This window comes from Arsenicicoccus bolidensis DSM 15745 (genome assembly GCF_000426385.1).
GTDB lineage: Bacteria > Actinomycetota > Actinomycetes > Actinomycetales > Dermatophilaceae > Arsenicicoccus > Arsenicicoccus bolidensis.
On the sequence record NZ_AUFG01000030.1, the window covers coordinates 1 to 17,828 of the forward strand.

Genomic DNA, 17,828 nt, shown 5'->3' on the forward strand with positions numbered 1-17,828 from the left:
TCGGGGCCTGTGGGGCGCTCGTTGCGCTATCCCTTGGGGATGAGCAGGAAGCGAGATGTGGTCGTGCAGCTGTTGGACAACGCGTTGAGGATCGAGGTCGAGCACGGCACGAAGGCGGCGTTCCCGGAAGGGTTCGCCGCTTTCGTGCGCGCTCACGGCCTGTCTCGGGCCACGGCCTACCGGCACCGAGAACGCGTCAAGCGCGAGGGTCGCTGGCAGGCCAGGTCCCGAGCGCCCAGGACCAGACCGAACGCCACCGCCCAGCCGGTCCACGATCGGGTGATCGCGTTGCGCAAGGAGCTGAGCCCGGACAACGGCGCCGACCCGATCCGGGCCGCGCTGCTGACCGAAGCGACCGAGCAGGACTGGGCTTCGCGGGGCCTGGTGGTGCCGGCCCGGTCGACGATCAACGCGATCTTGGACCGGGCCGGGCTGGTCACCAAGGAGCCCCGCAAACGGCCCAGGTCCTCCTACCGGCGGTTCGTGTACGCCCGGCCGCGGGACTGCTACCAGATCGACGGGACCACCATCACCGGGCTCCCGCTGGGGCGGGTGTGCGTGATCGAGGTCCTGGACGACTGCACCCGCACCCTGGTCGCCACCCGCGCCTGCTGGGCCGAGACCACCGCCGACGCGATCGCCGCGGTCAACACCGCGATAGCCGACTACGGCGCGCCGGCGATCGTGCTCTCGGACAACGGGACCGCGTTCGCCACCATCGGCCGACGCGGCGGCACCCAACGGTCCCGGTTCGCTCAGAACCTCGACCGGCACGGCGTGCGGCTGATCCACTCCAGCCCCTACCACCCCCAGACCTGCGGGAAGGTCGAACGCCACCACCAGACCTTCACCAAGTGGCTCACCGCCAGCGGACACCAACCCGAGACGATGGAACAGATGCAAGCCGTCTGCGACGAGTACCAGGCCCGGTACAACACGCGACGCTGGCACTCCGCGATCCGCGCCACCCCCGCCGCCGCCTGGGCCGCCGCCCCGTCCCTCGGCGGCCCGGCCAGCCTGCCCGCCCAGGCCGACGCCAGCATCTACGCCGTCCGCGTCGACCAGAGCGGCCGGGTCTGGATGCACGGCACCAGCATCACCCTCGGCCGGGCCCGCACCGGACAGACGATGACCGTCGTGATCGACGGGCTGCACGCCAACGTCCACGACCACGACGGTCACCACCTAGGCCACCTCACCCTCGACCGAGACCGACGCAACCAAGGCCAGCTGATCGCCTAACCTGTCTCACATCTATCGAGACATCGCGTCCCACATGTACCGAGACACGACATCCAAGAAAGTTGGACGAAACCCTCACGATCTGGGGATCTGGGGATGTGGGTGGGTGCGTGGGACGTGGGGAGGTCAGAGGAGGCGGGTCATCCAGCCGTGGGTGTCCTCGGCCCGGCCGTACTGGATGTCGAGGAGCTGGTTGCGGATCGACAGGGCGATCTTGTCGTCGGTGGCCTCGGTGCGGTGGTTGACCGAGCCGCCCTCCCAACGCAGCTCGCCGACAGGGGTGATGACGGCGGCCGTGCCGCAGGCGAAGACCTCGGCCAGCTCGCCGGACGCGGCGGCGTCCTTCCACTCCTGGATCGGGATGCGGCGCTCCTCGGGCGTGAGGCCCAGCTCACCGGCGATCTGCAGGATGGAGCTGCGCGTGACGCCCTCGAGGATCGAGCCGGTGAGCTCGGGGGTCACGAGGCGCCCGTCCTTGTAGACGAGGAAGAGGTTCATGCCACCCAGCTCCTCGATGTGCTCGTGCGTCGCCGAGTCGAGGAACACCGCCTGGTCGCAGCCGTTCTCGATGCCCTCGAGCTGGCCGGCGAGGCTGGAGGCGTAGTTGCCGCCGCACTTGGCGGCGCCGGTGCCGCCGGCGCCCGCGCGGGCGTAGTCGGTGGAGATCCACAGCGTGACGGGCTCCAGCCCGCCGGAGAAGTACGCACCGGCCGGGGAGGCGATCACGGCATACGTGACCTCCTTGGCCGGCCGCACGCCGAGGAAGGCCTCGGAGGCGAACATGAACGGCCGCAGGTAGAGCGAGGTCTCCCCGGCGCCGGCCGCGGGGACCCACGCGTCGTCGACGGCCACGAGGGCCTTGATCGACTCGAGGAAGTCCTCGGTGGGGAGCTCGGGCAGGGCGAGCCGGCGGGCACTGCGCTGCATGCGGGCGGCGTTGGCCTCCGGGCGGAAGCACCAGACCGAGCCGTCGGCGTGACGGAACGCCTTGAGCCCCTCGAACACCTCCTGCGCGTAGTGCAGGACGGCGGCGGCGGGGTCCAGCTGGAAGGGGCCGTAGGGGCGGATCGCGTCGCCGTGCCACCCGGCGTCGGCGGTCCACGTGGCGACGGCCATGTGGTCGGTGAAGGTCTTGCCGAAGCCGGGGTTGGCGAGGATCTGCTCGCGCTCGGCGTCGGGCACCGGGGTGGTGGTGCGCTCCAGCGGGAAGGACAGGGACGGCGTCGTCATGGGGTGCTCCTTGTCGCACGGGGTTTCGCCTCGAAGGCTACCGCGCCCTCCGGGGCCGGGATCGACCGCGGTTCGACACATCGGCCTGGCGTGCGAACCTGGGCGGACGTGACGACCTGAGGTAGGTCAGAGGCGGGCGGCGATGGCCTCGCCGACCTCCTGGGTGGACCGAGGGGTGGAGCGCTGGGCGGAGCCACGCTCCGTGAGGTCCGCCAGCACCGCGGCCTCGACGCGCTCGGCGGCCGGGACCAGGCCCACGTGCCGCAGCAGCAGCGCGACCGAGAGGATCGCGGCGGTGGGGTCGGCCTTGCCCTGGCCGGCGATGTCGGGCGCCGAGCCGTGCACGGGCTCGAACATCGAGGGGTTGGTGCGGGAGGGGTCGATGTTGCCGCTGGCCGCGAGCCCGATCCCGCCGGACACCGCCGCCGCGAGGTCGGTCAGGATGTCGCCGAAGAGGTTGTCCGTCACGATGACGTCGAAGCGCGCGGGGTCGGTGGTCAGGAAGATCGTGGCCGCGTCGACGTGCAGGTAGTCCACCGACACCTCGGGGAACTCCGGCGCCACCGCCTCGACGGTCCGGCGCCACAGGTGACCGGCGTGGACGAGCACGTTGTGCTTGTGCACGAGCGTGAGCTTCTTGCGGGGGCGGGCCTGCGCCCGGGCGAAGGCGTCGCGCACGACCCGCTCCACGCCGAAGGCCGTGTTGACGCTGACCTCGGTGGCGATCTCGTGCGGCGTGCCGACGCGCAGGGCGCCGCCGTTGCCGACGTACGGCCCCTCGGTCCCCTCGCGCACCACGACGAAGTCGAAACCGTCAGGAGCCACGCGGGCCAGGTCGAGCGGGCTCTGCGCCCCGGGATAGAGCGTCGAGGGTCGCAGGTTGACGCAGTGGTCCAGGGCGAAGCGCAGCGGCAGCAGCACGCCTCGCTCGAGCACGCCGGACGGCACGCTGGGGTCACCGATGGCGCCGAGCAGGATCGCGTCGTGGCCGCGCAGCGCGTCCAGGTCGGCGTCGGTGAGCGTCTCGCCGGTCGCGTGCCAGCGCTTCGCCCCCAGGTCGTAGTCGGTCGTGCGCACCTCGACCCCGTCGGCCTCGGTCACGGCCCGCAGCACGCGCAGTCCCTCGGCGACGACCTCGGGGCCGATGCCGTCACCCCCGACGACGGCGAGGTCGAGGCTGGTGGGCGCGGTCGCGGGCTGGCTCGTCATACGCCCGAGGCTAGGGATCCATCTCAGCCCGCAAAACGTCGTCTCACGATCTGACGACGGGCGACGGGGCGCGGGCCACCGTGGCGGTCGTCAGCGCGCGACCTCGCGGTGGGTCGGGTCGACCCGGCGGGTCCACCCGCGCGCGTCCAGGTGCTCCAGCAGGGGTATGACGACCCGACGCGTCGTGCCGAGGGCCTGTCGCGCGGCGCTGGTGGTGAACGGCTGCTCCAGGGCCGACAGCTCGCGCATCGCGAGGGCGGGTCCGCGGGGCAGCAGGACGATGTCGTCGACCAGCCGCACGAGGCGACCCGCGGCCTCCGCGGCGGCGAGCTCGCGAGCGCCGAGACCCCACAGGTCGAGCTGGCCGCGCTCCGGTGCGGCGAAGGGGTTGGCGGCGAGCTGCTGCTCGAGCGCCTGCAGCCCCGCCTCGGCGGCACCCAGGCTGGGGCGCACCCCGGGCCGGGAGACCTTGCCCTGCCCGACCTCCAGGCCGGCGTCGCGGGCGACGGGGGTCACCGTGGCCACGTCGGGCATCCCGGCGATGCGGCGCGCCTCCTCGAGGCGGAGCCAGGGATCCATGGGGACGTCCTGGATGCGCCGGTCCACGGCCATGAGCAGCTCGGACCGCCACTGCTGCCAGGCGGACTCGGCGACGAGCCACTCCCCGACGTGGCGCACGCCGGGGACGTCCGCGAGCAGGTCCTGGGGCCGGACGCCGAGGACGGCGAGGTCGCGCGGGCGCATGGCCCCGCGACGCTCCACCTCGCGGGCGACGTCGACCCTCGTCGGCCCCAGAGGACTCTGGGACCTCTGGGAGCCCTCTGATCCCAGGGAGCTCTGTGGTCCCAGGGAGCTCTGTGAGCCCAGCGAGCCCTGGCCGCCCGACGACCCCGCGCCGGCCGACGAGGTCGCCGGGTCCAGCATGTCGGAGGACGCCACCTCGGCGAGCGCGCCCGCGCGCCGGGCCGCGGCGCCCCGGCGCTGCAGCTCGGGCGGGTCGACGTCGAGGACGGTGGCGCCGGCCAGCACGGCCCGTCGCCCCGGGTCGCGCAGGATGAACCGGTCGCCTGCCTGCAGCGGGAGCGGCTCCGGGGTCCGCAGCCGGACGAACTGCTCGCCGAGGGGCCGGACCCGCGCCGTCCAGGAGCCCGAGCCGATGTGGACGGTCAGCTCGCCCGGCAGGTCGGCGGCCACGCAGCCGTGCAGGGCCGCATCGACCTCGCGGGTCCAGTGCCAGGCGTGGGGCGTCACGAGCACGTCGCCGCGGCCCACCTCGTCGGCCGGGGTGGAGCGCAGGTTGACCGCGACCCGGGCCCGCGCAGGGACGGCGTCGTAGTCCTGCCCGAGCGACTGCAGACCGCGCACCCGCACGGGGCGACGGCCGAGCTCGAGGGCGTCACCGACGCACAACGACCCCTCGCCCAGCGTGCCGGTGACCACCGTCCCCGCGCCGGGGATCGTGAACGACCGATCGATCCACAGCCGCACCCGGGCGCCGTGGTCGGGCTCGGGCAACCGCGCCACGAGTCGCCGCAGGGCGGAACGGAGCTCGTCGATGCCCTCGCCGGTCTCGGCGGACACCGCCAGCGCCTCGCACTCCCCCAGGCTGGACCGGGCCACGCGCTCGCGCGCCTGCGCGAGGGCCGGGGCGGGGTCGGCAAGATCGCTGCGGGTCACCACGAGGACCCCGTGGCGCAGCCCGAGGGCATCGACCGCCTCGAGGTGCTCCTCGCTCTGCTCGCGCCAGCCCTCGTCGGCCGCGACGACGACGAGCACGGCGGGAGCCGGTCCGAGGCCGGCGAGCATGTTGCCGATGAAGCGCTCGTGCCCGGGCACGTCGACGAACGCGACGCGCTCCCCCGAGTCGAGCGCCGTCCAGGCGAATCCGAGGTCGATCGTCATGCCCCGGCGTCGCTCCTCGGCCCAGCGGTCGGGCTCCATGCCCGTGAGGCGCCGCACGAGCCGGGACTTGCCGTGGTCGACGTGGCCGGCGGTGGCGACGATGTGCATCATGCGCCGCTCGCCCCCTCGGGCTCGGCCAGCTGCTCCCGCACCGCGAGCACCGCCTCCACCACGTCGTCGAGCCGGGCCTGCGGCAGGCAGCGCACGTCGAGCAGCGTGCGTCCGCCCTCGACCCGCGCGACCACGGCGGGTGAGCCGAGGCGCAGGCGCTCGGCATACAGCTCGGGCAGGGCCACCGCCCACCCGGGCAGGTCCAGCCCGGGTGCCGATCCCCCGCCGACCCGCCCCACGGAGGGGACGACCTCAGCTCCCAGGCGACGGCCGAGCCCCTCCGCTCGGTCGCGGAGCACGTCGGACGACGCGTGGACGGCCTCGTGGGTGGGGTTCGTCGCCGAGCCGAGGGTGGCGGCCAGCGCGGCCAGGGTGAGCTTGTCGGCCCGGAAGGCGCGCTGCAGCGGGTGGCGACGGACGCGTTCGACGACGTCTGCCGCCCCGAGGACGATGCCGGCCTGGGGGCCGCCGAGGAGCTTGTCGCCGCTGCAGGTCACCAGGGTGGCGCCGGCAGCGAGGGTGGTGGCGGCGTCGGGCTCGCCGGGCAGCACGGGGTCGGGCCGCAGGAGGCCGCTGCCGATGTCCACCACGAGCGGCAGCTCCCGCTCGCGGGACAGCCCGGCGAGCTCGGCCACCGTGGCCTCGCTGGTGAAGCCCTCGACCCGGAAGTTGCTGGGGTGCACCTTGAGGATCGCCGCCGTCCGCTCCGTCACCGCGTCGGCGTAGTCCGCGAGCCGCGTGCGGTTGGTGGTCCCCACCTCCCGCAGGCGCACGCCGGTCGACTCGATCAGGTCGGGCAGCCGGAAGCCGTCACCGATCTCGACCATCTCGCCCCGGCTGACGAGCACCTCGCGGCCCTGGGCGAGGGAGGTGAGCACGAGGCTCAGGGCGGCGGCGCCGTTGTTGACCACCAAGGCACCACCTGCGGCGGGCACCGCTCGGGCGAGGGCCTCCAGGGCGCGCCGGCCACGTCGGGCCCGCACCCCGGTCGCGAGGTCGAGCTCGACATCCGTGCACCCGGCGGAGGCGACGAGCGCCTCCACCGCCGCGGGGGTCAGCTGGGCCCGGCCGAGGTTGGTGTGCAGGACGACCCCGGTCGCGTTGAGGACCTCGGTATGCCGGCCGCGTCGCCGCAGCTCGTCGGCGACCGACGTCACGAGGAGCTCCGGCGGGAGGTCACCGCGTCGCACCTGCTCCTGACCCTCGCGGACCGCCTCGCGGACGCGATCCCGCCCGACGGTGGACTCCAGGTCGGCGAGGAGCGGATCGGCCAGCACCGCATCGGTCCTCGGAACCCGTCGGCGCGGGTCGGTGGTCGACATGGCTCGACCCTATGCCGCCCGCGCCTCCGGGTGGAATGCCGCTGGTGCCCCTCGGCGGAGGTGCTGGTGGCGACCAGCACGGTCCGGGCAGCCCCGGGCAGCTCGGTGCGGGGACGCCGACGACGGCCCGCCCGAACGGGTGATGGTCCGCCATATGGTGACGCTTGACTACTCTCCGCAATCAGAATTGACCGGGTCAGCAGGTCCGACAGCCCGGAGGGACGGATGGTCACGCGCACGTCACCCTCGTCCCAGCGCGGCGCCGCGCCCCGCCCGATCACCGCCGCGCTCCGCCCCCTCTCCTCGCGCGCTGACGCACGGCTCGTCACCCCCGTCGTGGCACTGCTGCTCTGCGCCGCGACGGTCGCCGGCTGCTCGTCGTCCGCCGGTCCGGCCACCTCGACCGGCGACACGCCCGCTACCGCCTCCGTCGTGCCTGCTCAGGCGGCCCGCGCCCCCGCCGGCCGCCAGCCCACCAGGGTGTCCCCGAGCGCCACGATCACGGCCCCCGCCGCTCCTCGGCCGCCGACCCTCCCGCGGCCGACCCCTCTGCACTCACCGCCCCGGCCGCCCGCGCTGCTGCCGGCCATCCCCGCCATCCCGGCCCGCCCAGCCGTGGCGGGATGGTCCTGCGACCAGGTCGTCCGCGCCGTCAACGGCACGGCCGCCCGGTGCGCCGACGCCGGCGACCCGTCGCTGCGGGCCCAGACCGTGGGCGACGGCGAGTCGACCGTCGGCCTGACGGACGAGCAGCAGGTCGTCCACGTGCAGCGGGGCCTGAGCAGCACCGACACCTACCTCGTCGCGATGCACGAGCGCGGCCACCAGGAGCTGCGTCAGCGGTGCGACACCTGGGCCTGCGGCGACGCGCTGGCCCGGGCGACCGGGGGCAGCCGAGGCGCGTGGAGCTCCGGGCCCTACTTCGCCCGCGTCGTCGAGGCCGGAGCCTCCGCCTGGGCTCGCTGCCACGGCGGCGACAACCCGCGCTACGGCTACCGGCTCAGCTGCGAGGACCTCGAGGCCGCCTTCGCGGCAGAGGCGCGAGCCCGGGAGGACCACCGTCGCGAGCAGGCCGAGTACGACGCCGCCTGGGCCCGCTACCGCGAGGCGTACGAGCAGTACCGACGTGACTATGACACCTACGCGGCACAGCCGTGACCTGAACGCACGTAGACCATTGCATGACATTCCGTCACCAATACTCACTCTTAGTGATTTTTGGGGCATAGTGGCGGCGTGATCAGACGCCCCCGCCCCCGCCGCCTCCTCACCGCCCTCGCCGCCCTGGCGACCGCCGCCGCGGTCGGGCCCGCCTCCCCCACCTCCCCCGTCGCGTCTGCAGCACCGCGACCGATCTACGCCCCCGGCACGTCCGTGAGCCAGCTGCAGTCCACGCAGGTGATGGTCGCCGACCGCACCAGCGGCACCAAGGGCACCTGGGCCCGCTACTCCTGGAACGGCTCTCGCTGGGTCCGCGTCAACGCCAACGCTGCGGCGGTCTTCGGCCGCGGCGGTGTCGTCCCGAGCGCGCAGCGCCGCCAGGGCACCAGCACGACCCCCGCCGGCACCTTCTCGCTGGTGCATGCGTTCGGCGTCGGCAACCCCGGCACCCGCATGCCCTATCGCCGGGTCACGCGCTGCAGCTGGTGGATCCAGCACCCCGGCCAGCGCGACTACAACCGCTGGCGCGAGTCCTGCTCGGTGCCCGCCTCCGTGGCGCGCTCGTCCGAGCGGCTGCAGTCCTACGTCGACAGCGGGCTCTACCGCCAGGCCGTCGTGATCCGCTACAACTACACGACGCCCAACCGGTCCGGAGCCCACTCCGGGGCCGGGATCTTCCTGCACTACGCGCGGTCCTACACCGGCGGCTGCGTCGGCATCGACAGCATGACCGAGCTCACCGCCACCGTGCGGTGGCTGGACCCGGCCCGCAAGCCGGTCATCGTCGTCAAGGCCTGACGGGGCTGACCCGAGAGCAGTCTGGCGGAGGCGGACGGGAATCGAACCCGCCTGCGACGGATACCGCCGCACACCGGTTTTGAAGACCGGGAGGACCACCAGGCACCTGTACGCCTCCGCCGCAGATCGTACCCGCCGACAGCGTGCCGCAGACGCGCCCCCGGAGGTAACGTCGAGGCATGGCACCGAGCAAGGACGATCGCAAGGACGACCCCGGCCCCAGCGTCAAGGACAAGGAGCTCTACGAGTCGCTCCGCGACGAGGGCAACAGCAAGGAGAAGTCGGCGCGCATCGCCAACGCGGCTGCGGCGCAGGGCCGCTCGAAGGTCGGCGAGCGCGGCGGCGAGCATGGCAGCTATGACGACTGGACCAAGGACGAGCTGCTGGACCGCGCCAAGGAGATCGGCATCGAGGGTCGGTCCTCCATGACCAAGGACGAGCTGATCGAGGCGCTCCGCAACCACTGAGCCGGGGGTCGTGGACTCGACCTAAGGTGTCCGTATGACGACCCCCTCCTCCATCCGGCTGACGCAGACCGCCCACGGGGGCGGCTGCGCCTGCAAGATCCCGCCCGGCGAGCTCGAGGAGATCGTCAGCGGTCTCGTGGGCGTGGACAGCCCGGACCTGCTGGTCGGCCTCGACGACGGCGACGATGCGGCGGTCGTCCGCATCGGCCCCGGGCAGGCCGTCGTCGTGACCACGGACTTCTTCACGCCCGTCGTCGACGACGCCTACGACTGGGGACGGATCGCCGCGGCCAACGCGCTGTCCGACGTCTATGCGATGGGCGGGCGCCCGATCGTGGCCGTCAACCTCGTCGGCTGGCCGCGCGAGGTGCTGCCCGCCGAGCTGCTGCGCGAGGTCCTGCGCGGCGGTCTCGACATCGCGCGCGAGGCGGCCTGCCCCGTCGGTGGTGGGCACTCGATCGACGACCCGGAGCCCAAGTACGGCCTCGCCGTCACCGGCCTGGTCGACCCCGACCGGCTGCTGCGCAACGACCGGGCCCGCGCCGGGCTGCCGATCAGCCTGACCAAGCCCCTCGGTGTCGGCGTCCTCAACAACCGCCACAAGTCCACCGGCGAGGTCTTTGCCCAGGCCATCGCGTCCATGACCGCCCTCAACGCCGACGCGGGACGCGCCGCCGTCGAGAGCGGCGCCGAGGCTGCCACGGACGTCACGGGATTCGGGCTGCTCGGCCACCTGCACAAGATGATGCGGGCCTCGGGGGTGTCGGCCGTGCTGGACGCCGCGGCCGTCCCCTACCTCGAGGGCGCGCGCGAGGCGCTGCGCGACGGCTACGTCAGCGGAGGGACGCGCCGCAACCTCGACTGGGTGCGCCCGCACCTGGAGGCGTCCGTCGACGAGGACGAGCTGCTGCTGCTCGCCGACGCCCAGACCAGCGGCGGCCTGCTGGTCGTGGGCGAGGTGCCGGGCGCCCCGGTGATCGGCGAGGTCGTGGCGGGCGGCGAGCACACCATCAGCGTGCGATGACCGAGGCGCTCGGCGTCGACGCCCGGCTCGCGCGCGCCCGCGAGGGGTGGACGCGGCTGACGCCGCTGGAGGCGTATGCCGCCCAGCGGGCCGGCGCGGTCCTCGTGGACACCCGCACCGCGGAGCAGCGGGCCGAGACCGTCGAGATCCCCGGCGCGCTCGCGATCGACCGGACCGTGCTGGAGTGGCGCCTCGACCCGACGTTCGCGTGGCGGATCCCCGAGGCGACCGGCTGGGACCTCACCTACGTGCTCCTGTGCCGACAGGGCTACAGCTCGAGCCTCGCCGCCCGGTCGCTGCGAGACCTGGGGCTGCGCAACGCGACCGACGTCGTGGGCGGCGTCGAGGCCTGGGTCGCCGCGGGGCTGCCCACCACGACCGAGCCGGGCGACGTGCGCCGCTGACGGACCGGGGACCGGGGACCGGGATGGGTCAGGCATGCCCTGTCGTCGAGCCATGTGGTGACCGAGCGGCCTCCGGCCGCGGGGCCTACCGGCGGCGGGGCCTACCGGCGGCGGGGCCTACCGGCGGCGGGGCGCCTTGGTGATCAACGGGATCGCCGCGCCCACGAGCGCGATCACGCCGAGCGTGGTGAAGGCCAGCGTGTAGTTCTTGTCGTCGCCGATGAGCGCCGTCGCGAGCAGCGGACCGGCCACGCCGCCGATGCTCCAGCCGAGGAGCATGAGGCCGTAGATGCCGCCGGCGTTCTTGACGCCGAAGAAGCGACCAGCCGTCGAGGGCATCGTGCCGAAGCCGCCGCCGTAGCAGGTGTAGATGATCGCCGCGAGCACGGCGAACATCGCTGCGTTGCCGACGTGCGGCAGCGCGATCAGCGCCAGACCCTGCAGGCCGAGGATGCCGACGAAGGCCGTCATCTTGCCGATCTTGTCGGACAGCGACGCCCACAGGATGCGGCCGACGCCGTTGAACAGCCCCATGATGCCGACGAGGGCGCCCGCACCCGCCGCGGAGTAGCCCGCGATGTCGGTGGCGCTGCCCGCAGCGACCGAGATCAAGGAGATGCCCGCGGTGACGCTGATGGTGAGGATCAGGGTGAGGAGGTACCACTGCGGCGTGCGCAGCGCCTCCTGCTGGGTGAAGTCGGCACCCGGGCTCGCCTGGGCCGTGGCCGGGCTCGTGCCAGAGGCGCCGGCCGAGCTCTTGGCGGGGGCTGCGCCGACCGTGTAGCCCTGCGGCGGGTTGCGGAACACCGAGGCGCCGAGGACGCCGGCGATCAGGTAGGCGATGCCGAGCCACAGGAAGGGCGACGTCGGGTGGGCCGGGTCCTTGGCGATGAGGGAGGTCGCGAGCGGTGCGGTGATGACCGCTCCGAAGCCGAAGCCGCCGACGGCGAGGCCCGTGATCAGGCCGGCCTTGTCGGGGAACCACTTCTGCAGCATGGCGATCGGGACGATGTAGGCCATGCCGAGACCGAAGCCGGACAGGACGCCGTAGCCGAGGACGAGCAGCCACAGCTGCCCCTCGTCGCGGGCGAACGAGCTGAGGATGATGCCGATCGAGTAGATGACGACGCCGGTCAGGGCCACGGTGCGCGGGCCCTTGCGGTCCTGGATGCGCCCACCGATGAAGGAGCCGACGAAGATCATGCCGATCGCGACCTCGAACGGGATCGCGGCCTGGGTCTTGGTCAGCTGCAGGAGCGACGAGTCCGACTGCAGGGCCTTGCCGAAGACGCTCCACGCGTAGACGGCACCGATGGCCATCTGCACGAGGACGCCGCCGAGCAGCAGGAGCCAGCGGTTGGGAGTGGCGGTGGGTGCGGAGGCCGCCTCCCGGGTGGTCGAGCTCATCGTGGGTTCCTGTCGGTCGAGCGGTGTCGTATGCCGTGCAGAGGGGTCACCCCAGGGTGCGCTCGCCGCGGTCGAGGCGGGCGCGCTGCGGGACGACGGTGTACTTGGGGTCCTTGGCCGAGGCGATCCCGGCGCGGAAGATGGCGAACCTGGTGCAGATCGACCCCGCCACCAGGGCGGCCCCGGCGACGACCGCGGCGGGCTTGCTGCGCCGCCCGGCGACGAGGGACACGGCGGCACCACCGAGGGTCAGCGCCTTGCTCGCGGTCCACCAACGGCCCGCCTCCCCCTCGTGCAGCAGCTCGGCGCTGATGCCCATCGAGTGCTCCATGACCTGGGCGGAGCCGAGCTCCCACAGGGCACCGCCGACCGCGAGACGCCCGGCGGGCCAGGCCTGCTCGTGGGGTGCGGCGATCATCGCCATACCGGCAGCGGACGCCGCCGCCGACCCGGCGAAGACCATCGGCAGCTCCTTGTAGGCGCTGTGCCAGGCCGGGGTCGCGGTGTTGCCGAGCAGCACCGCGGTGTAGGCCGCGAGGGGCGGGGAGAAGAAAGCCGCACCCAGGCCGGCCGGACGGCCGGCCCACCCGAGGAGCCGGGCGACAGGCTTGAGCGACTGGGGCAGGGCCTCCTCGACCGGGCGGGCGAGCTCGGCGACGGCGGCGACCCCGGCCAGCGGGCCGTAGCCCGCGAGGATCCACGAACCCACGCTCATCGGCGAGGTCAGCTTGACCACCCGCAGCATGTTGATGAACCGCTCGGGGCGGCCGAGGTCCGCGATCAGGAAGTAGGTCGCCAGCCCGATCGACCCCAGGGCGGTCCACCGGGCCTGGCGTCGCAGACCGGGCAGGTCCGCCAGGTCGGCGCCAGCCGCGAGCAGGGACGACCCGGCGGCCAGTCCGCCGACGAACAGGTAGGCCGGGATCTCGTCCGACCAGGGGGCGGGCTTGACGATGGGACGGCCGTAGTAGGAGGTGAACTCCGCCTCCGGGACCATGGACTCCTCGCCACGCCCGTTGCCGGCGAACCGGCGCACGCCGAACAACCCTGAACCGCGTCGCTTGCGGCCTCCGCCGCGACGGGGCTCGTCGGGCCACAGGCCCTCGCGCGTCTCTTGCTGGGCGGGGTTGGTCATCGACGGCCTCCGAGAAAGGACAGGGCGACCCCGACGAGCAGGGTCAGTCCCCCGACGCCGCCCTTGCGGAAGATGTCGGCGAGGTCCTTGGTCGTCACGACCGGGTCCGGCGGCAGGCCGTAGACCTCGGGCTCGTCGAGGAGCAGGAACATCGCGCCGGTGCCGCCGACGCCGTCGTGCGGGTCGTCGCCGTACATCCGCGCCGAGGTGTAGCCCTGCTCGTGCAGCGTCTCCACCCGCGCCCGGCCCCGCTCGCGCAGCTCCGCGACGTCACCGAACTGGATGGACTCGGTCGGGCAGGCCTGTGCGCACGCGGGCGTCTGGCCGGCCCCGATCCGGTCGTAGCACAGGGTGCACTTCTGAGCCACGCCGGCGTTGGTGACCTCACCCTTGCTGCCGGGGCGACGCTCGATCACGCCGAACGGGCAAGCAGCGACGCAGTAGCCGCAGCCGTTGCAGATCTCGTCCTGCACGACCACGGTCCCGAACTCCGTGCGGAACAACGAGCCCGTCGGGCAGACGTCCAGGCAGCCCGCGTGGGTGCAGTGCTTGCACACGTCCGAGCTCATCAGCCAGCGGAAGTCCGGCTTGCCGTCGGCGGCGGGTGCCGCGTCGAGCGCCGCGGGAAGCGCCTCGTCGTCCGGCCGCAGGCCCGGCATACCGAGGTCGACCGGTTGACGACCCAGCACGGTGTCGTCACCGCGCCCCGGCTGCTCGATGAACTTGACCTGGCGCCAGGTGCTGGCGCCGAGGCTCTTGGAGTTGTCGAAGGACGACCCGAGCAGGTCCAGACCGTCCTCGGGGAGCATGTTCCACTCCTTGCACGCGACCTCACAGGCCTTGCAGCCGATGCAGACCGACGTGTCGGTGAGGAAGCCCTTGCGGTCCGGAGCGTCCTGCCAGCCGGCGTCGGGCGCCGGGTCCAGCGGGCCGAACAGGGAGTTGGGCATCAGCGGTCACCGTCCTTGTCGTCGGGTCCGACCTCGGTGGCACCCTTGACGTCGGCGCCGCTGTCGTCATGCTCCTTGACCTTGGCCTCGCGCTCCTGCTCCACGTGGTCGACGTCCACCCCGGAGCGCAGCTCGTTGCCCGTCTCCTCGGTGACGCCGGAGCGCCGGCGGTAGGAATCGACCAGCTCCAGCAGCTCGGGACCGCGAGGACGTCGCCCGGGCCGGATGTCGCACGCGCCGACCTTGGACTCCTGGATCAGGACGTTGGGATCGAGCGTGACGCCCATGAGGTCGTTGGTGGAGTCGCCGGTGACGATCGCGCCCGTGCCGCCCGTCGCCCAGTGGTAGGGCAGGCCGATCTGGTGGAAGGTCCGGCCGTCGATGGTCAGGGCCTTCATGCGCGAGGTCACCAGGACGCGCGCCTCGATCGCCGACCGGGGCGACACGAGCGTCGCCCAGCCCAGGTGCTCGAGACCCCGCTCGGCCGCCAGCTCGGGCGACACCTCGCAGAACATCTCGGGCTGGAGCTCGGCCAGGTAGGGCAGCCAGCGGCTCATGCCACCCGCCGTGTGGTGCTCGGTGAGGCGGTAGGTCGTGAAGATGAACGGGTAGACCTCGGGGTGCTCCCGGGCCACCTCGTCCTCGGGCGGACGCCCGCGAGACGGGGCGGTCAGGTTGTCCGGCCGCTCGTAGACCTTGCGGGTCGGGCTCGCCTGCTGGCTGTAGAAGGGGTTGCGGACGCGGCCCTCCTGCGGCTCGTAGTGCGAGGGCAGCGGCCCGTCGAGCAGGCCCTTGGGGGCGAACAGCCAGCCCTTGCCGTCGGCCTGCATGATGAACGGGTCGTCGCCGGCGATCGCGGCCGGTCCCTTGGCGCCCTCGGGCGGGCGGTAGGCCGGGTCGCGGTCGGCCGGGAAGTCCGGCACGTCCGGGCCCGCCCAGCGACCCGCCTCGGCGTCCCACCACAGGTGCTTCTTGCGCTCCGACCACGGCTTGCCCTCGGGGTCGGCCGAGGCGCGGTTGTAGAGGATGCGCCGGTTGGCCGGCCAGCACCAGCCCCACTCGAGGGCGGTCTGGTCCTGCTCGAACCGCGGCTTGCGCCGGTTGGCCTGGTTGACGCCGTCCTTGAACACGCCGGTGTAGATCCAGCAGCCGCCCTCGGTGGAGCCGTCCGCCCTCATCGCCGTGAACAGCGGCAGGGGCTGGCCTGCCTTGTCCCCCGTGAGGTAGCGGCCGTTGATCTCCATCAGCACGGCCTCGCCGTCGACCTCGCCGTGCTCGTTGAGGGGGTAGTCCCACGTGAGGTCGAGCAGGGGGCGGTCGCGCTCGTCCCTGGACGCCGCGAGGCGCTCCCGGATGCGCACCCCGACGTCGTAGAAGAAGTCCAGCTCGCTCTGGGCGTCGGCCGGCGGCAGCACCGCCTGCTCGCGCCACTGCAGCATGCGCTGGGTCTGGGTAAAGGTGCCGGCCTTCTCAACGTGGGAGGCCGCCGGGAAGAAGAAGACCTCGGTCCCGATCGTCTCGGGGGACCGCTCCCCCGACTCGATCTCCGGCGAGCTCTGCCAGAAGGTCGCCGACTCGATCAGGCGCAGGTCGCGGACCACGAGCCACTTGAGGCTGGCCAGGCCGTCGCGCTGCAGCCGACCGTGCGCCGAGGCGACCGCGGGGTTCTGCCCGAGCAGGAAGTAGCCCTCGACCTTGCCGTCGATCATGTCCATGGTCGTGCGGTAGGTCCCGTGGTCGCCCGTCAGTCGCGGCAGATAGTCGAAGCACCAGTCGTTGGCGGCGGTCGCCTTGTCGCCCCACCACGCCTTGAGCAGGCTCACGGTGTAGCTGTCGGCCTCGGTCCAGAAGCCCTTCTGGTCGTCGGTCGAGATGGTGCCGAGGTAGTCCTCAAGGGAGTCGTGGACCCCGGCCTTGGGCATCGGGAGATAGCCGGGCAGCAGGTTGAACAACGTCGGTATGTCGGTCGACCCCTGTATCGAGGCGTGCCCGCGCAGCGCCATCACACCGCCGCCGGGACGGCCGACGTTGCCCAGCAGCAGCTGGATGATGCAGGCGGTCCGGATGTACTGCGCGCCCACCGAGTGCTGGGTCCAGCCGACCGCGTAGCAGAACGCCGTGGTGCGCTCGCGGCCCGAGTTGCGGGTCATCGCCTGGGCGACGAAGTCGAAGTCCTCCCGGGAGATGCCGCAGGTCTGCTCGACCACCTCGGGGGTGTAGCGGGCGTAGTGCCGCTTGAGCACCTGGAACACGCTGCGCGGGTCCTGCATGGACTCGTCGCGTCGGACCCGGTCGGCCCCGGGCAGCGAAGGGCCGCTGGCACCGTGCTCGTCACCGGCGGCCCGCTCCTGCTTGGACGCCTGCGACTCCTCGGTGCCGTCGTCGGTCGCGGCATACATCCAGCTGTCGTTGTCGTAGCTGGCCGTCTCGGGGTCGTAGCCCGAGAAGACACCGTCCAGCTCGTCGACGTCCTGGAAGTCCTCGCGGAGGATGACCGGCCCGTTGGTGTAGGCCCGGACGTACTCCTCGAAGTGCAGGTCGTTGGACAGGATGTAGTTGATGATCGCGCCGAGGAAGACGATGTCGCTGCCCGCGCGGATGCCGACGTGCCGGTGCGCCAGCGCGGAGGTGCGGCTGAACCGGGGGTCGACGTGGATCACCGTGGCACCGCGACGCTTGGCCTCCACGACGTACTGGAAGGCCACCGGGTGGGCCTCCGCCATGTTGGAGCCCTGGATCACGATGCAGTCGGAGTTGGCGAGGTCCTGCACGAAGTTCGTGGCGCCGCCACGACCGAACGAGGCTCCCAGACTGGGAACCGTGGCGCTGTGTCAAATACGAGCCTGGTTCTCGATCTGGATCGCGCCCATGGCCGTGAACAGCTTCTTGATGAGGTAGTTCTCCTCGTTGTCGAGGGTCGCTCCTCCGAGGGCGGCGATGCCCATGGTGCGCCGCAGGGGGCGCCCATCGTCGTCGTGGTCCTGCCAGGTGCGACGGCGCGTGTCAAGGATGCGGTCGACGACCATGTCCACGGCCTTGTCGCGCTCGATCGGCTCCCACTCCGTGGCGTAGGGGCGGCGGTAGAGCATCGTCGTCTGACGGTTCGGGGAGTTGACGAGCTGCTCGCTGGCCGAACCCTTGGGGCACAGCTTGCCCCGCGAGACCGGCGAGTCCGGGTTGCCCTCGATCTGGACGACCTTGCCGTCCTTGACGAAGACCTTCTGCGCACATCCGACGGCGCAGTACGGACACACGCTGTGGGCGACCGAGTCGGCCGTGACGGTGCGCGGCTGCAGCGCGGCGGTGCGGGCCGACTGCGCGGCCGATCCGCGTCCGAGCGGGTCGCCGCCGGTGACCTGCCGCACCACGGGCCACGACAGGAGGGTCTTCTTCACGTCCATGGGATCTCCTTCGACACGGTCACCCTACGTCGGAAACGGGCATCACGCAGTGGTGCCTTGGGGAG

The 17,828-nt window shown here is 72.6% G+C and carries 14 protein-coding genes and 1 tRNA gene; 6 read left to right on the forward strand and 9 right to left on the reverse strand.

The genetic code is table 11. The features are described from left to right. Window positions 1-39 precede the first annotated feature (39 nt). Window positions 40-1,242, forward strand: coding sequence for a DDE-type integrase/transposase/recombinase (locus tag K313_RS0114445; protein WP_034253395.1), 1,203 nt, complete (start codon window positions 40-42; stop codon window positions 1,240-1,242). 126 nt (window positions 1,243-1,368) lie between these two features. Here K313_RS0114445 and K313_RS0114450 read toward each other — a convergent pair whose 3' ends face one another. From K313_RS0114450 to selA, 4 genes are all read right to left on the reverse strand, one after another. After that, complete coding sequence (locus tag K313_RS0114450) at window positions 1,369-2,472, reverse strand: branched-chain amino acid aminotransferase (protein ID WP_029212201.1); 1,104 nt, start codon at window positions 2,470-2,472, stop codon at window positions 1,369-1,371. 126 nt (window positions 2,473-2,598) lie between these two features. Continuing rightward, window positions 2,599-3,681 carry a 3-isopropylmalate dehydrogenase gene (locus K313_RS0114455; RefSeq protein ID WP_029212202.1) on the reverse strand — a complete coding sequence of 361 codons (1,083 nt, stop codon included), beginning with the start codon at window positions 3,679-3,681 and terminating at the stop codon, window positions 2,599-2,601. Between the two features lie 90 nt (window positions 3,682-3,771). Continuing rightward, entirely contained in the window at window positions 3,772-5,694 is a 1,923-nt protein-coding gene (gene selB, locus K313_RS24575; protein WP_084412872.1) for a selenocysteine-specific translation elongation factor, read from the reverse strand. Next, window positions 5,691-7,016 (reverse strand): L-seryl-tRNA(Sec) selenium transferase, encoded by a 1,326-nt coding sequence (gene selA, locus K313_RS0114465; RefSeq protein WP_029212204.1) that lies wholly within the window; start codon window positions 7,014-7,016, stop codon window positions 5,691-5,693. Before selA ends, selB begins: the two co-directional genes overlap by 4 nt. Window positions 7,017-7,241: 225 nt before the next feature. Here selA and K313_RS0114470 point away from each other — a divergent pair, with 225 nt between their 5' ends. Then, complete coding sequence (locus K313_RS0114470) at window positions 7,242-8,174, forward strand: hypothetical protein (RefSeq protein WP_029212205.1); 933 nt, start codon at window positions 7,242-7,244, stop codon at window positions 8,172-8,174. A gap of 78 nt (window positions 8,175-8,252) precedes the next feature. Next, window positions 8,253-8,975, forward strand: coding sequence for a hypothetical protein (locus K313_RS0114475; RefSeq protein ID WP_029212206.1), 723 nt, complete (start codon window positions 8,253-8,255; stop codon window positions 8,973-8,975). Window positions 8,976-8,997: 22 nt separating this feature from the next. Here the strand turns inward: K313_RS0114475 and K313_RS0114480 are convergent. Continuing rightward, window positions 8,998-9,093, reverse strand: a tRNA-Sec gene (locus K313_RS0114480). 61 nt (window positions 9,094-9,154) lie between these two features. On the opposite strand from K313_RS0114480, the gene K313_RS0114485 reads away from it, so the two are divergent. Genes K313_RS0114485 through K313_RS0114495 form a run of 3 tightly spaced genes read left to right on the forward strand, consistent with a single transcriptional unit; the run spans window position 9,155 to window position 10,870 of the window. After that, window positions 9,155-9,442 carry a DUF7218 family protein gene (locus tag K313_RS0114485; RefSeq protein WP_029212207.1) on the forward strand — a complete coding sequence of 96 codons (288 nt, stop codon included), beginning with the start codon at window positions 9,155-9,157 and terminating at the stop codon, window positions 9,440-9,442. Between the two features lie 34 nt (window positions 9,443-9,476). Next, window positions 9,477-10,466 (forward strand): selenide, water dikinase SelD, encoded by a 990-nt coding sequence (selD, locus tag K313_RS0114490; RefSeq protein ID WP_029212208.1) that lies wholly within the window; start codon window positions 9,477-9,479, stop codon window positions 10,464-10,466. Continuing rightward, window positions 10,463-10,870 (forward strand): rhodanese-like domain-containing protein, encoded by a 408-nt coding sequence (locus tag K313_RS0114495; RefSeq protein WP_029212209.1) that lies wholly within the window; start codon window positions 10,463-10,465, stop codon window positions 10,868-10,870. Before selD ends, K313_RS0114495 begins: the two co-directional genes overlap by 4 nt. A gap of 117 nt (window positions 10,871-10,987) precedes the next feature. Here the strand turns inward: K313_RS0114495 and K313_RS0114500 are convergent, their stop codons facing one another. From K313_RS0114500 to fdh, 4 genes are read right to left on the reverse strand one after another with little or no spacing between them, the layout of a single operon-like run. Beyond that, a complete protein-coding gene (locus K313_RS0114500) occupies window positions 10,988-12,277 on the reverse strand; it encodes an L-lactate MFS transporter (protein ID WP_029212210.1) in 1,290 nt (429 codons plus the stop codon). 46 nt (window positions 12,278-12,323) lie between these two features. Next, window positions 12,324-13,412 carry an NrfD/PsrC family molybdoenzyme membrane anchor subunit gene (nrfD, locus tag K313_RS0114505; RefSeq protein ID WP_029212211.1) on the reverse strand — a complete coding sequence of 363 codons (1,089 nt, stop codon included), beginning with the start codon at window positions 13,410-13,412 and terminating at the stop codon, window positions 12,324-12,326. Continuing rightward, window positions 13,409-14,362, reverse strand: coding sequence for a 4Fe-4S dicluster domain-containing protein (locus K313_RS0114510; RefSeq protein WP_019287835.1), 954 nt, complete (start codon window positions 14,360-14,362; stop codon window positions 13,409-13,411). Before K313_RS0114510 ends, nrfD begins: the two co-directional genes overlap by 4 nt. Then, entirely contained in the window at window positions 14,362-17,763 is a 3,402-nt protein-coding gene (gene fdh, locus K313_RS0114515; RefSeq protein WP_156911411.1) for a formate dehydrogenase, read from the reverse strand. The genes K313_RS0114510 and fdh overlap by 1 nt, the downstream gene beginning before the upstream one ends. Window positions 17,764-17,828 lie beyond the last annotated feature (65 nt).

What these genes read in the sequence shown, in the direction of transcription:
- K313_RS0114450 (WP_029212201.1), bottom strand. Translation starts at nt 2,472, where the DNA reads ATGACGACGCCGTCCCTGTCCTTCCCGCTGGAGCGCACCACCACCCCG.
- K313_RS0114455 (WP_029212202.1), bottom strand. Translation starts at nt 3,681, where the DNA reads ATGACGAGCCAGCCCGCGACCGCGCCCACCAGCCTCGACCTCGCCGTC.
- K313_RS0114470 (WP_029212205.1), top strand. Translation starts at nt 7,242, where the DNA reads ATGGTCACGCGCACGTCACCCTCGTCCCAGCGCGGCGCCGCGCCCCGC.
- selD (WP_029212208.1), top strand. Translation starts at nt 9,477, where the DNA reads ATGACGACCCCCTCCTCCATCCGGCTGACGCAGACCGCCCACGGGGGC.
- K313_RS0114495 (WP_029212209.1), top strand. Translation starts at nt 10,463, where the DNA reads ATGACCGAGGCGCTCGGCGTCGACGCCCGGCTCGCGCGCGCCCGCGAG.
- K313_RS0114500 (WP_029212210.1), bottom strand. Translation starts at nt 12,277, where the DNA reads ATGAGCTCGACCACCCGGGAGGCGGCCTCCGCACCCACCGCCACTCCC.
- selA (WP_029212204.1), bottom strand. Translation starts at nt 7,016, where the DNA reads ATGTCGACCACCGACCCGCGCCGACGGGTTCCGAGGACCGATGCGGTG.
- selB (WP_084412872.1), bottom strand. Translation starts at nt 5,694, where the DNA reads ATGATGCACATCGTCGCCACCGCCGGCCACGTCGACCACGGCAAGTCC.
- K313_RS0114485 (WP_029212207.1), top strand. Translation starts at nt 9,155, where the DNA reads ATGGCACCGAGCAAGGACGATCGCAAGGACGACCCCGGCCCCAGCGTC.
- nrfD (WP_029212211.1), bottom strand. Translation starts at nt 13,412, where the DNA reads ATGACCAACCCCGCCCAGCAAGAGACGCGCGAGGGCCTGTGGCCCGAC.
- K313_RS0114510 (WP_019287835.1), bottom strand. Translation starts at nt 14,362, where the DNA reads ATGCCCAACTCCCTGTTCGGCCCGCTGGACCCGGCGCCCGACGCCGGC.
- K313_RS0114445 (WP_034253395.1), top strand. Translation starts at nt 40, where the DNA reads ATGAGCAGGAAGCGAGATGTGGTCGTGCAGCTGTTGGACAACGCGTTG.